Source organism: Stenotrophomonas sp. (assembly GCF_032066555.1).
In the GTDB taxonomy this organism is placed as follows: Bacteria; Pseudomonadota; Gammaproteobacteria; order Xanthomonadales; family Xanthomonadaceae; genus Stenotrophomonas.
This window is the reverse complement of sequence record NZ_DAMBKV010000026.1, coordinates 1-12,715: the sequence shown is the minus strand read 5'-3', so window position 1 is coordinate 12,715 and position 12,715 is coordinate 1. Positions and strand designations below refer to the sequence as shown.

Genomic DNA, 12,715 nt, shown 5'->3' with positions numbered 1-12,715 from the left:
CACTGAGGAAGATCGGATGATCGCTTTGCTTCTGGCCCTGCAGGCCACCGTGACCGAGGCCCTGCCGGCCGATGTCAGCGCCGCTGCCGCGCAGACCGTGGCGCAGGCCAGCCATGGCGGCGGCATCAATTACCTGGACCTGATGCTCAAGGCCAGTATCCCGGTCAAGCTGATCGTGCTGCTGCTGCTGGCCGGCTCGTTCATCAGCTGGGTGATCATTTTCCGCAAGGCACGCGTGTTCAAGGCCGCCGACAACGAGGCCAGCGAGTTCGAGAACCGCTTCTGGTCCGGCGCCGACCTGGGCAAGCTGTATGCCTCGGCGACCGACCGCAACCGCCAGGTGGATGGCCTGGAAGCCATCTTCGAGTCCGGATTCCGCGAATACACCCGCCTGCAGGGCCGCCGCGCCTTCGACGGCCGCACCCAGCTGGAAGGCGCGCAGCGCGCCATGCGCACCACCTACGCCCGCGAAGTGGACGGGTTGGAGCGCAACCTGGAATTGCTGGCCAATATCGGTTCCACCGCCCCGTACGTGGGTCTGGTCGGCACCGTGTTCGGCATCATGGTGACGATGCACGACATGATCAGCAGCGGTGAGCAGGCCGGTATTGCCTCGGTTGCGCCGGGTATTTCCGAAGCCCTGTTCGCCACCGCGATCGGCCTGTTCGTTGCGATCCCGGCGGTGTGGGCCTACAACCGCTTCACCACCCGCGTCGAGCGGTTGTCGGTGCGCTATGAAACCTTCGCCGAGGAGTTCAGCTCCATCCTGCAGCGCCAGCAGAGCGGCAGCGACGAGTAAGTGCGCCAGCGCCTTCCTCTGACCGCAGGAGCCCAACCATGACCGCCGCCATTCCCCGCCGCAAGCGCCGCAAGCTCAAGTCCGAGATAAACGTCGTGCCGTATATCGACGTGATGCTCGTGCTGCTGATCATCTTCATGGTGACCGCGCCGCTGCTGACCCTCAGTTTCGAGGTCGACCTGCCCAGTTCCACCGCCAAGGCGCTGGAAAGCAAGCAGGACCCGATCGTGGTCTCGGTGCGCGCCGATGGCCAGATGAGCCTGAAGCTGCCCGAAGCCAAGGATCCGCAGGCGATGGACGCCGCTGCGCTGCAGGCGCAATTGGGCGCCTTGGCCTCGCAGGACAAGGAACTTCGCGTGATCGTGGCCGCCGACAAGAGCGTGGCCTATGAAAAGGTCATGGATGCCATGGACGTGATCAAGGCTGCGAAGATTGAAAAGGTGGGTCTGGCGACCGATGCACGCTGACGTACTGCCACCGCCGCACGACAACCGCAACGAGTGGGGCCTGCCAGTCGTATTGGCCCTGCTGGTGCACCTGTTGGTGGCGGCGATCTTCATCTTTGCCTGGCTGTGGTCGCCTTCGCGCAACACCGAGGCGGCCGCTGGCGACCCTGCGCTGGAAGCCAACATGCAGCTGTCCGCCGCCGAAGCTTCGGCGGCGCGGCAGGCCCTGCAGGCCTCGGAGAAGCTGCCGGACCTGCCTGAGCCGGTGGAAGAAGCCCAGCCCGAGCCGGTGCCGGAAGACACCGTGCCGCCGCCGCAGCCCATCCCCGAGCCCAAGCCGCAGGACGCGCCGACCCCGCAACAGCACAACGCCCAGGAGCGCATCGCCCAGCCGGATACGGTGGACCAGGAGCGCGTCAGTGCCTTGGCCATTTCCCAGGAAAAGGCCAGGCAGGAGCAGGAAGCCAAGCGCCGCCAGGAGCAGATCGACCTGACCGAGCGCAAGCGCGTGGAAGAGGCTGAGCAGAAGCTGCGCTTGGCCAAGCAGCAGGAAGAGGCCGACCGCAAGAAGATAGCCGACCAGCAACGCCAGGCCAGTGAGGCCCAGGCCGAGCAGGAGCGCCAGCAGAAGATCGCCGAGATCCGCCGCAAGCGCGAGCAGGCCGAGCGCGAGGCCAAGCTGGCCGAGCAGCGCCTGCGTCAGGTGGCCGATGCCCGCGCCCGCGCGCAGGCTACCTCCACCAGCAGTGGCAACAGCGGGCCGAGCACGCCGTCGCCGGGGCAGGGCGGCACCAGCAATGACCTGACCGCCAAGTATGCTGCTGCCATCCAGCAGGCCGTGGTTGCGCAGTGGAACCGGCCGGACAATGTCGCCAATGGCACGCGCTGCCGGATCCTGATCAAGCAGCTGCCGGGCGGCGAGGTGATGAGTGCCGAGGTGCAATCGGGTTGCGCCATGGACGCGGCCGCACGGGATTCGATCGAGCGGGCCGTGCTAAGGGCGCAGCCGCTGCCTTTCCGTGGCTACGAAACGGTATTCCGGCGCGAGCTGATGTTTACGTTCACCGCCCAGAATTGAGCGGTAGCTCCGCCGGGCATGCTGTTGGTTTCACTGGAAATTTATTATTTGGGGAAAACGCAGGCAGATTTCACATGACTTTCGTTCACGATTGCGAAAATGTTCATCTGCCTGCTGCTATCCCTCTTTCATATTCACTCGTACTGCTGAGCGCCTCATGAAGAATCTGTCACGCTGGCTGGTCGCCCTCACCGTTCTGCTGTTGCCTTTCATGGCTGCGGCACAGCAGGGGGCATTGGAAATCGAAATCACCGGTGGCAACGCCTCGGCCACGCCGATCGCGGTTGTACCGATGGCCTACCAGGGCTCGGCCGGTGCGCCGCAGACCGATGTGGCTGCCGTGGTGCGCGCCGATCTGGACCGCTCCGGCCAGTTCCGCAACCTGCCCGAAGCGCAGATCGTCGAACGTCCCAGCCGCGGCAGCGAGGTCCAGTACCCGACCTGGCGCGCGCTGAAGCAGGATTTCCTGGTCGTTGGCCGGGTGCAGGACGCCGGTGCCGGCGCCTATCGCGTGGAATACGAATTGTTCGACGTGGCCAAGGGCGAGCGCCTGCTCGGCCTGGCGATGACCGCACGTTCCAGCGCCATGCGTGATGTCGCCCACCAGATGGCCGATGCGATCTACGAGAAGATCACCGGTGTGCGTGGTGCGTTCTGGACCCGCATCGCCTACATCACCGCCAGCGGCAGCGGCGCCAACATGCGCTACGCGTTGATGGTGGCCGATTCCGACGGTTACAGCCCGCAGACCATCGTGCGCTCGGCCGAGCCGCTGCTGTCGCCGAGCTGGAGCCCGGACGGCCGCAAGCTGGCCTATGTCAGCTTCGAGCGCGGCAATTCCTCGATCTATGTGCAGGACATCGCTACCGGTGGCCGTGAGCTGCTGACCAGCTTCCGTGGCATCAACAGCGCGCCGTCGTTCTCTCCGGACGGCCGTCGCCTGGCGCTGGCCCTGTCGCGCAGCGGCAACCCGGAAATCTACGTGATGGACCTGGGCAGCAAGCAGCTGACCCAGCTCACCAACCATTTCGGCATCGATACCGAGCCGACCTGGGCCGCCGATGGCAGCTCGGTCTACTTCACCTCCGATCGCGGCGGTCGCCCGCAGATCTACCAGGTGCCGGCCTCGGGTGGTAGCGCCAGCCGCGTGACCTTCCAGGGCAACTACAATGCCAAGGCCAGCGTCTCCTTCGATGGCAAGAAGATTGCCGTCGCCCAGGGCGCGGGCAGCAGCTACAAGATCGCGGTGATGGACAGCAGCCTGGGGGCGGCGCGCTGGAGCACGCTGTCGCCGGGTTCGCTGGACGAATCGCCGAGTTTTGCGCCCAATGCGAGCATGGTGCTGTACGCCGCTCGTGAAGGTGGGCGTGGTGTGCTGTATGAAGTATCCGCCGACGGCCGGGTGCGTCAGCGCTTGGTATTGGCCGATGGCGATGTACGCGAACCAGCATGGGGTCCGTACCGCACTGCGCGTTGATAAAATGTTAATCTCTCCACGCATTAATCCCCAACATTGGCCAGGAGCCACTAGGTATAGCCATGAACAAGTCAACTCGTGTTTTGCTCGTTTCGCTGCTGTCGGTAGCCGCGCTCGCTGGTTGCTCGAAGAAGGTCAAGGAACAGCCGGCACAGCCGCCGGTTGATACCGGTTCGACCACCCAGCCGACCGCTCCGTCGACCTCCGGCCTGTACGGCCCGGGCGACCTGGATACCGACGCCTGCCTGCGTCAGCGCGTTGTTTACTTCGACCTGGACCAGGATTCGGTCAAGCCGGAATTCCAGGCCATCATGGCTTGCCACGCCAAGTACCTGCGTGACCGTCCGTCCTCGCGCATCACCCTGCAGGGCAACACCGACGAACGCGGCAGCCGCGCTTACAACCAGGCCCTGGGCGAGCGTCGTGGCAACGGCGTGAACTCGGCTCTGCAGGCCAACGGTGGCTCGGCTTCGCAGCTGACCGTCGTGTCCTACGGCGAAGAGCGTCCGGTCTGCACCGATTCGAACGAGTCCTGCTGGTCGCAGAACCGTCGCGTCGAAATCGTCTACACCGCGCAGTAATCGATGCGCATCAGCCTCAAACTGATGCTCGTGGCCGCGGCAGCCCTTGGGGCTGCCGCGCCCGCGTATGCACAGCGGGCAAGTCTGGCGGACCGTGTTGGCGTGCTGGAAACGCAGGTCAACAACAGCCAGGCCAATACCGACATGCTCAACCAGCTGCAGCAGCTGCGTACTGAAATGCAGGCGTTGCAGGGCACGATCGAGCAGCTTCAGCACGAGAACGAACAGCTGAAGCAGCGTAGTCGCGATCAATACCTGGACCTGGACGGTCGCCTCAATCGCCTTGAAGGCGGTGCTGGCGCCCCGGCCGCTCCGGGCACTGGCGCGGTGACGCCCGCCGCTGCGGCCGCAAAGCCGACAGCGGCTGCTGCCGAGCGCCCGCCGACGGTGCGCGGTGACGCGGGTTCGCTGGCCTCGGCCGGTGATGAGCGCGCTGCCTACAACGTCGCATTCGACGCGCTGAAGGCCGGCAACTACGCCGACTCGGCGCAGTTGTTCCAGAGCTTCCTCGAGTTGTACCCGAATGCCGCTTACACCCCCAATGCCCTGTATTGGCTGGGTGAGAGCTTTTATGCGACGCGTAATTTCAAGATGGCTGAGGCACAGTTCAGCGATCTGGTTGCCCGTTATCCGACCCACGACAAGGCCGCCGGCGGTTTGCTGAAGCTCGGCCTGTCGCAGTTTGGCGAAGGCAACAGCGCCCAGGCGCAGAAGACCCTGGAGCAGGTGATTTCCCGTTTTCCCGGCAGTGATGCGGCCCGTACCGCCCAGGACCGACTGCAGTCGATCCGGCTCGGCCAGCAGCTGCGCTGATGTGGTGCCGCACCGAGGGTGCGGCCATTGAATATGAACTCTCCCAGTGCCGCTGTTCCCAGCGAGATCGTGCAGTCGCCGTTGCCGCGGCTGAAGATCACTGAAATTTTCCTGTCCCTGCAGGGCGAGGCCGATACCGCCGGCTGGCCAACCGTGTTCGTGCGCCTGACCGGCTGCCCGCTGCGCTGCCAATACTGCGACACCGAGTACGCCTTCCATGGCGGCGACTGGTGGGACATAGACGACATCGTCGCCGAGGTGCTCAAGCAGGGCGTGCGCCATGTCTGCGTGACCGGCGGTGAGCCGCTGGCGCAGAAACGCTGCCTGATCCTGCTGCAGAAGCTGTGCGATGCCGGCCTGGATGCGTCGCTGGAAACCTCCGGCGCGTTGGACATCGCCGCGGTGGACCCGCGTGTATCGCGGGTGGTCGACCTGAAGACGCCGGACTCACGTGAGATGGCGCGCAACCGGCTGGAGAACATCCCGCTGCTGACAGCCCGCGACCAGCTCAAGTTCGTGATCTGCAGCCGCGGCGACTACGAATGGGCCAAGTCCATGCTGGCTGAGCATCGCCTGGCCGAACGCTGCATGGTGTTGTTCTCGCCGAGCAAGTCGCAGCTCAAGCCGCGCGAACTGGCCGACTGGATCGTCGCGGACCGCCTGCCGGTGCGCTTCCAGATGCAGTTGCACAAGTTGTTGTGGGACGACGCGCCGGGCTATTGAGCCGGCTTCGTCACCCGTCAATCGTTTACCCCGGCGCGGGACAGCGTGCTGGCTTTCCTCTCCCAACCGGATCATCACCATGAAAAAGAAAGCAGTCGTGCTTCTTTCCGGCGGCATGGACTCAGCCGCCGTCGTCGCCATCGCCCAGGAACAGGGCTTCGAAGTGCATGCCATGAGCGTGCGTTACGGCCAACGCCACACCTCCGAACTGGAGGCCGCAGCACGTGTGGCTGCTGCGCTGGGCGTGGCGGGCCACAAAGTGGTCGCGGTCGACCTGCGCAGCATCGGCGGGTCGGCCCTGACCGACGACATCAGCGTGCCCGAGGCCGGCGCCGGTGATGCCATTCCGGTCACCTACGTACCCGCCCGCAACACCATCATGTTGTCGCTGGCGCTGGGCTGGGCGGAAGTACTGGGCGCCAACGACATCTTCTGTGGCGTCAATGCCGTCGACTACTCCGGTTACCCGGATTGCCGCCCCGAGTTCATCGCTGCCTTCCAGGCATTGGCCAACCTGGCCACCAAGGCCGGCGTGGAAGGCGCGGGCATCCGCGTACACGCGCCGCTGCAATACCTGAGCAAGGCACAGATCGCGCTGGAAGGGCAGCGCCTGGGCGTGGACTTCGGCCTGACCGTGTCCTGTTACCAGGCCGACATGGAGGGCAAGGCCTGCGGCCACTGCGATGCCTGCCAGTTGCGCGCCGATGGTTTTGCTGCCGCCGGCATGGCGGACCCGACCCACTACGCGTGATGTTGTTTTTGCATCAATTGCGTTAGAATACGCGCCCCGGCTGCGGCCGGGTCTTTGTTTGGGCCGTTAGCTCAGTCGGTAGAGCAGAAGACTTTTAATCTTTTGGTCGATGGTTCGAATCCATCACGGCCCACCAGCATTGCCAAGGCTTCGGAGCGATCCGGAGCCTTTTTTGTTGCTTCGGGGAAGGCGATTGTTCCGCAGGCGGCCTGGACGGGTGGCTCAAACCTGGCCCGGGCAAGTGCCGCGCACCCGGGAGACGGGAATCCTGCGATCCTGAAGTGTGTAGGCAAGAAGCGCCGGGTGCGCTGCGCGTACCCGGGCTGCGCCGACCTCGCAAGATCGGGGCTTTGTATTACTTCAACAAGGTCTGCTGGACATCGACGATGCGCACGTCGTGCATCTGCGCGAGATAGGCATCCAGATAGGCTTTGTGCGATGCACCGACCAGCACCAGTGTGCGCATGCCCGGCGTTGGCCCCATCAGGTCGCGGATGTTCGCTGCCATGCGCAGGTTGCGGGTTTCCCAGGAGGTGACGTACATGCGCCCGTAGCCTTCCGGCGAGGGCTCCTCCAGTGCGGCGCCGTAATCGCTGGCGAATGCGACCGGGGCGACGTCCGCGCCATTGTCGCGCCGATACATCGCCAACACTTTTTCCGGTGTGGCGAGCTGCGGCTCCAGTGCGCTGGACTGCGCCGCCCGCTGTTTGGACGCCGGGTTGTCCCATGCTTTTCTGATCGCCGCCACGTAGGCCTTGGGATTGGGGCCGTACCGATCCGCGCTGTGATCGTCCATGGGCCAGAGCCGTTGATGTCCCAGCCGCACCGCCAGTTTTGCGGCGATCAGCGTGTTTTCATTGCGACTGCTGCGCAGCGTTTCCAGGACCTTCACCAGTTCCTGGTTCAGGGCGTCGTCGGCCCGCCGCTCGGCTGCGGCCAGGTACAGCCATTGGACCAGCGCCGAGTCCTGCTCTCCCGCGGCCAGGAAGGTAGCGGCAAGTGCACGGCGCTGGGCAGCGCTCGGCTGTGCAGGCCAGCTCGCCAGCATTGTTTCCGCCGCCGCATTGGCTGCCGGCACATCCAGTCCGGTCGCCTTTGCCGCCGCCGACAGATCGGGGCAGTAGTCGTTCACCGTCAAGGCGTAGCGGGCCGGGTAGCGACGCAACAGGTCGCATTGCTGCCCTGAAACCGACTCGATGGCGATCGCCTGCGGCCGCCATGCGGCCAACCGGTCGATCAGTGCAGCGAGGGCGGAGGCGTCGAAGGTCTCCGGCAATCCGGCCAGATGCGCGGTGCCGAGCACGGCCACCTCGTTCTGCGTCCCTTGCCGGGGACCCTTGTGTGCGCCCGGATCAAAGGGCTGTGCCTGTGCGATGGCTGCCTGCGTTGCGCACATCCACAACGCGCCGATCAAAATGCTCTTCCCCCACATGCCCTGCATCACTCCCTGCTGCATGAAACCCGCCGATGTAGCGCTTGTCTGGCGCGAAGTCGCGCAGATTCCGGTCTGGCCGAGAACTTTGTCAAGCGTATGGGTCCGTCTGGTCAAACTGGCCGGTTATCGGAGCGTTGCGCGACCGACATCCGCCAAAAGGCATCGGCCGACAGCCAGTCACCCGGGCAGCATGTGATCGCTGTCTCCATTTGTGGGCGGCGCCGGGCAGGGCAAATGAAGTGCGCGGTAATGCGTTGCGACGGCAACCGTGGTTGGAAGTCCCGGGGTCTGGTCCTAATATGTCGGATGCAGCGGCGGTCGCCTTGACGGGCGTCCAGGCACTGGGGACGGGATTGAGCAAGCAGATCACTCAACTACTGCAGCGTTGGCAACAAGGCGACATGGATGCGCGCGAGCATCTGTTCGAAGCCTTGTATTCGGACCTGATGCTGATCGCCCGCAATCGCCTGTCGCAACAGACCAATGGCACCCTGCAACCGGCGGCGCTGGTCAATGAGTCGCTGATGCGTTTGCTCGGCGCCGATGCCGACTACAAGGACCGCACCCACTTCGTGGCCATCGCCGCATTGAAGATGCGCTCGGTGCTGGTCGACCATCTGCGCGCACGTGCCGCGGACAAGCGCGGCGGCAATGCCGAGCAGTTGACCTTGTCGCATGCCGAGCAGGTGCCTGACCAGGCCGATATCGGCTATGACGTGCTGGCCCTGCACCAGGCATTGAATCAATTGGCCGAGCTGGAACCACGCGCCGCGAGCACCATCGAGTTGACCTATTTCGGTGGGATGAGCCGCGACGAGATCGCCCTGGTGCTGGATGTGTCCGCGCCCACGGTTGACCGCGACCTGCGCTTTGCGCGGGCCTGGTTGAACCGGCAACTGCGCTGAGTCGTGATGGCGGGGGCGGTGTAGTGGGGAGCGAGCGTTGGCAGCAGATCCGCGAGCTGTTTGATGCTGTCTGCGAGCTGCCGCGCGAACAATGGCCGCAGGCCATCGCTGCAGGCAGCGGCGACCCGCTTGTACGTGAGGAGGTGCTGCAGCTGCTGCGCTCGCAGACCGTGGGCTTGAGCCGGGTCAGCAACCGCCTGGACACGGCGTTGGCACGGGCGTTGGCGCCCGAGCTTGGCGTCGGTGAACGGCTTGGGCCGTGGCGGCTGACCGAGCGCATCGCGCACGGCGGCATGGGTACCGTGTTCAAGGCCGAGCGCGCCGATGGCCTGTACCAGCGAACGGTCGCGATCAAACTGTTGCACGGCATGCCAGGTGCAACCGAGGTGGAATTGCTGGGTAGCGAGCGGCAGGTGCTGGCCGACCTGCAGTTGCCCAACGTTGCGCGTCTATACGACGGTGGCACCACGCCCGATGGCCATCCCTATCTGGTGATGGAATACATCGACGGGTTACCGCTGGACCGTTGGTGTGGCGAGCGCGAACTGGGATTGCAGGAACGGTTGGCGCTGTTCCTGGAGATCTGCACCATCGTCCAGTCGGCGCATGAACAACTGGTGCTGCATTGTGACCTGAAGCCACGCAATGTCCTCGTGCAGGCCAATGGTCAGCCAATCCTGCTGGATTTCGGTTTGGCGCGGCTGCTGAACGAGGCACGCGAAAAACGCGACTCCGGCTATTGCACGCCCGGCTATGCCAGTCCGGAACTGATCGCCGGCCACAGCGTCGGTGCGGCCAGCGATGTATACAGTCTCGGCGTCATGCTGGTGGAGCTGCTGTCCACCCGGGTGTGCACACGCGAGCAGACCGGGTCCGCTGAAACCATGGACGTACCCACCGCAAGTGCATCCGCGCCTGCGGATCTGCCCTGGCGGCGGCGACTGCGCGGTGATCTGGATGCCATCGCCGCACGCGCCTGCGCCACCGACACCCGCTTGCGCTATCGCTCGGTGGAAGCCTTGATGGCCGATCTGCGCCGCTATCTGGACCTGCAGCCGGTGGTGGCCCGCAACGGTGGGCGGCTGTATCACCTTGGCAAGGCCCTGCGCCGGAACTGGCAGGGAGCCACGGTGGCAGCGGGAGTGACCGGCCTGCTTGCGGTCTTCGTGCTGGGCCTGTGGGAGACCCGGCGCCAAGCCCAGGAGGAGGCGGTAGTCGCACAGCAGGTCAGCAACTTCATGGTCGGCATGTTCGAGACCGCTGATCCATTCCTGCGTACCGAGCGCGGCGCCGAACAGCTGAGTTCGCGGCAATTGCTGGACAAGGCGGCGTTGCAGGTTGCACGTGACCTGGCGGACGCGCCGGCGCAGCTGGCGCGGATGCGTGCGGTGTTGGGCGTTGCCTATCAGAACGCGGGGGTTTCGCATCAGGCCGACAGGCTGCTGCAACAGGCCTACGGTGGCTTCATGGACCCACGCGTGGCGCGGCCGGTGGATGCGGCGAACGTATTGGCGGATCTGTCGGTACAGAAAACCCTGGATGGCGACGGCGAGCTGGGAAGGCAACTGGCGACCCAGGGCCTGGATCTGCTGGGCCGCAGGGGACCGGCGCTGGTGCAGGCGCGCCTGTACGCCGCGCAAGGCCTGGCTCTGGTGAACCAGCAGCATTTCGACCTGGGTGAGGCCGCGTTCAACCAGGCGGTATCGCTGTACCAGCAAGCGACAGACGTGGATGTGACGGCCGAGATCAGCGAACTGTCCTACAACAAGGGCCTGCTATACCTGCGGTGGGGTCGGCAGCAATCGGCGGAGCGGGAGTTCCGGCACATGCTGGACAATCTGCATGGTCGGCGTACCACCCTCGCGCTGGCAGCAGAAACGCGTCTGGCGCAGATTTTCCGGGAGCAGGGCAAGTATGAGGAGGCCTTGCCGCTGCTGCAGTCAGGCATGCAGCACGCCTTGGAGTTGTATGGTGCGGAGAGCAGTTTCGTACGCCTGCAACACGACGGGCTGGCCGATCTGTACCGCGACTCGGGCGAACACGCCGCGGCTGAACTTCAGTACCAGAAACGCAATGCGTTGAGCGCGCGGCTGGATGGCCCGGACTCGGTCGAGTATTCGATGGGGCTGTACAACTACGCCTCGTTGAAGGAGCTGCGCGGTGACTTCAGTGCAGCGGAGGGCTTGTACCGGCAAGCGTGGCTGATCCGCAGGCAGAAGCTGGGTGAGGAGTCACCAACCACGCTGCGTGCGGAGAGCGGGCTGGGCCTGCTGCTCATGCGCAGCGGACGGATGGGCGAGGCCGGTCCGATGTTGATGCACGCGGACAAGGGGTTGGCGTTGAGTCTGCCGGAGGACGCGCCGGGGCGGCTGGAGGCACGCCTGAACCGGATCGATTGGCATGTGCGCAACGGCGAGTTGCCGCAGGCGCGGCAGTTGCTGGAAGAAATGCGTTTGCCGATATCGGAAGACCTGCAGCTACGGCTGTTGACCATCCGCGCCGATCTGGCGGGACGGATGGGCGAGGGCGCACATGCCTTGGCCTTGCGCAGGACCGCGCTGGAATATGCCAGCGCCAACCAGGGTAGCAACAGTGCAGCGGTGGCAGCGGCGGGCCTGGCCCTGGCTGAGTGCCTGCTGCAGTTGGGCCATGCGCAGCTGGCCAAGGAGGAGTTGCAGCGGGTGCTGCTGCAGATCGGTCGGCTGCAGGTTGCCGGATCAGCCGACCGTCGCAAGGTGGAAGGCCTGCTGCTGCTGGCCGAACAGAACCTGTCCCGGCGCTAGCGAGCGAACGCGGCTGCGCCGGGTTCAACCCTGTTCGCGGACGATCTCGACCAGGCGCTGGCCATAGCGGGCCAGCTTGCTACCGCCGATACCACCGACCTTGCCCAGCGCCTCGACGCTGGTCGGGCGTTGTTCGGCAATGTTGCGCAGGGTGCTGTCGTGGAAGATCACGAAGGCGGGCACGTTCTGTTCGCGCGCCAGTTCCGCACGCAGGCCGCGCAAGGCCTGGAACAGCGACAGATCGCCGGCCTGCACCGGCACGCCGGTACGCGGGCCACCGCGCTCGCGTTCGCGGGGTGGTGCCGCATCGCGGCGCATCATCATCTGCCGGCGGCCGGTGAGCACATCGCGGCTGGCGTCGGTCAGGCGCAGACCGCCGTGGCTTTCCGGGTCGACCTCCAGCAGGCTGGCGGCTACCAGTTGCCGGAATACCCCGCGCCAGGCGCGTGCGTCAAGGTCATTGCCGATGGCATAGGTGCTGAGCTTGTCGTGGCCAAGCTGGCGGATGCGCTCGTTGTCGCTGCCGCGCAGGATGTCGATCAGATGGCCGACGCCGAAACGCTGGCCGCTGCGATAAACGCAGCTCAATGCCTTCTGCGCCGGAATGGTTGCGTCCCAGGCCGCGGGCGGGGTGAGGCAGTTGTCGCAGTTGCCACAGGGCTTGGGATAGGTTTCACCGAAGCCGGCCAGCAGCACCTGGCGGCGGCATTGCATGGACTCGCAGTAGCCAAGCAGATGGTCGAGTTTGGCGCGCTCCAGCTGCTTGCGCTCTTCACCGGCCTCGGATTGTTCGATCATCTGCTTGAGCAGCACCACGTCGCCCAGGCCATAGCAGAGCCAGGCCTCGGCGGCCTCGCCGTCGCGACCGGCGCGGCCGGTTTCCTGGTAGTAGCCTTCCATCGACTTGGGCAGGTCGGTATGCGC

The 12,715-nt window shown here is 65.2% G+C and carries 12 protein-coding genes and 1 tRNA gene; 11 read left to right on the top strand and 2 right to left on the bottom strand.

The window, feature by feature from the left end; translation table 11 throughout:
* The first annotated feature begins 16 nt into the window (after positions 1–16).
* The 9 genes from tolQ to RT131_RS18540 all read left to right on the top strand — a co-directional run bounded on the left by tolQ (position 17) and on the right by RT131_RS18540 (position 6,804).
* A complete protein-coding gene (tolQ, locus tag RT131_RS18580; RefSeq protein ID WP_313174356.1) occupies positions 17–799 on the top strand; it encodes a protein TolQ in 783 nt (260 codons plus the stop codon).
* A 38-nt stretch (positions 800–837) separates the two neighbouring features.
* Positions 838–1,266 (top strand): protein TolR, encoded by a 429-nt coding sequence (tolR, locus tag RT131_RS18575; protein ID WP_057628798.1) that lies wholly within the window; start codon positions 838–840, stop codon positions 1,264–1,266.
* On the top strand, positions 1,256–2,323 hold the full coding sequence (gene tolA / locus RT131_RS18570; RefSeq protein ID WP_313174354.1) for a cell envelope integrity protein TolA: 1,068 nt from the start codon (positions 1,256–1,258) through the stop codon (positions 2,321–2,323). Before tolR ends, tolA begins: the two co-directional genes overlap by 11 nt.
* 157 nt (positions 2,324–2,480) lie before the next feature.
* Entirely contained in the window at positions 2,481–3,800 is a 1,320-nt protein-coding gene (tolB, locus tag RT131_RS18565; protein ID WP_313174353.1) for a Tol-Pal system beta propeller repeat protein TolB, read from the top strand.
* 62 nt (positions 3,801–3,862) lie between these two features.
* A complete protein-coding gene (pal, locus tag RT131_RS18560; protein ID WP_057628800.1) occupies positions 3,863–4,381 on the top strand; it encodes a peptidoglycan-associated lipoprotein Pal in 519 nt (172 codons plus the stop codon).
* Positions 4,382–4,384: 3 nt separating this feature from the next.
* The gene (ybgF, locus tag RT131_RS18555; protein WP_313174349.1) at positions 4,385–5,194 is read left to right on the top strand and encodes a tol-pal system protein YbgF; all 810 of its coding nucleotides are present in this window, start codon (positions 4,385–4,387) and stop codon (positions 5,192–5,194) included.
* Between the two features lie 33 nt (positions 5,195–5,227).
* Positions 5,228–5,917 (top strand): 7-carboxy-7-deazaguanine synthase QueE, encoded by a 690-nt coding sequence (gene queE / locus RT131_RS18550; RefSeq protein WP_313174347.1) that lies wholly within the window; start codon positions 5,228–5,230, stop codon positions 5,915–5,917.
* Positions 5,918–5,996: 79 nt separating this feature from the next.
* The gene (queC, locus tag RT131_RS18545; protein WP_313174345.1) at positions 5,997–6,668 is read left to right on the top strand and encodes a 7-cyano-7-deazaguanine synthase QueC; all 672 of its coding nucleotides are present in this window, start codon (positions 5,997–5,999) and stop codon (positions 6,666–6,668) included.
* Between the two features lie 60 nt (positions 6,669–6,728).
* Positions 6,729–6,804 (top strand) — tRNA-Lys (locus tag RT131_RS18540).
* Between the two features lie 219 nt (positions 6,805–7,023).
* Here RT131_RS18540 and RT131_RS18535 read toward each other — a convergent pair.
* Complete coding sequence (locus tag RT131_RS18535; RefSeq protein ID WP_313174344.1) at positions 7,024–8,100, bottom strand: DUF5694 domain-containing protein; 1,077 nt, start codon at positions 8,098–8,100, stop codon at positions 7,024–7,026.
* Between the two features lie 356 nt (positions 8,101–8,456).
* Here RT131_RS18535 and RT131_RS18530 point away from each other — a divergent pair, with 356 nt between their 5' ends.
* Both RT131_RS18530 and RT131_RS18525 read left to right on the top strand, forming a co-directional pair.
* On the top strand, positions 8,457–9,008 hold the full coding sequence (locus tag RT131_RS18530; RefSeq protein WP_313174342.1) for an ECF-type sigma factor: 552 nt from the start codon (positions 8,457–8,459) through the stop codon (positions 9,006–9,008).
* A 23-nt stretch (positions 9,009–9,031) separates the two neighbouring features.
* On the top strand, positions 9,032–11,791 hold the full coding sequence (locus tag RT131_RS18525; protein ID WP_313174340.1) for a protein kinase: 2,760 nt from the start codon (positions 9,032–9,034) through the stop codon (positions 11,789–11,791).
* 24 nt (positions 11,792–11,815) lie between these two features.
* On the opposite strand, the gene RT131_RS18520 is transcribed toward RT131_RS18525, so the two are convergent.
* Positions 11,816–12,715 (bottom strand): RQC domain-containing protein (locus RT131_RS18520; RefSeq protein WP_313174339.1); only part of this gene is annotated, 900 nt, incomplete at its 5' end.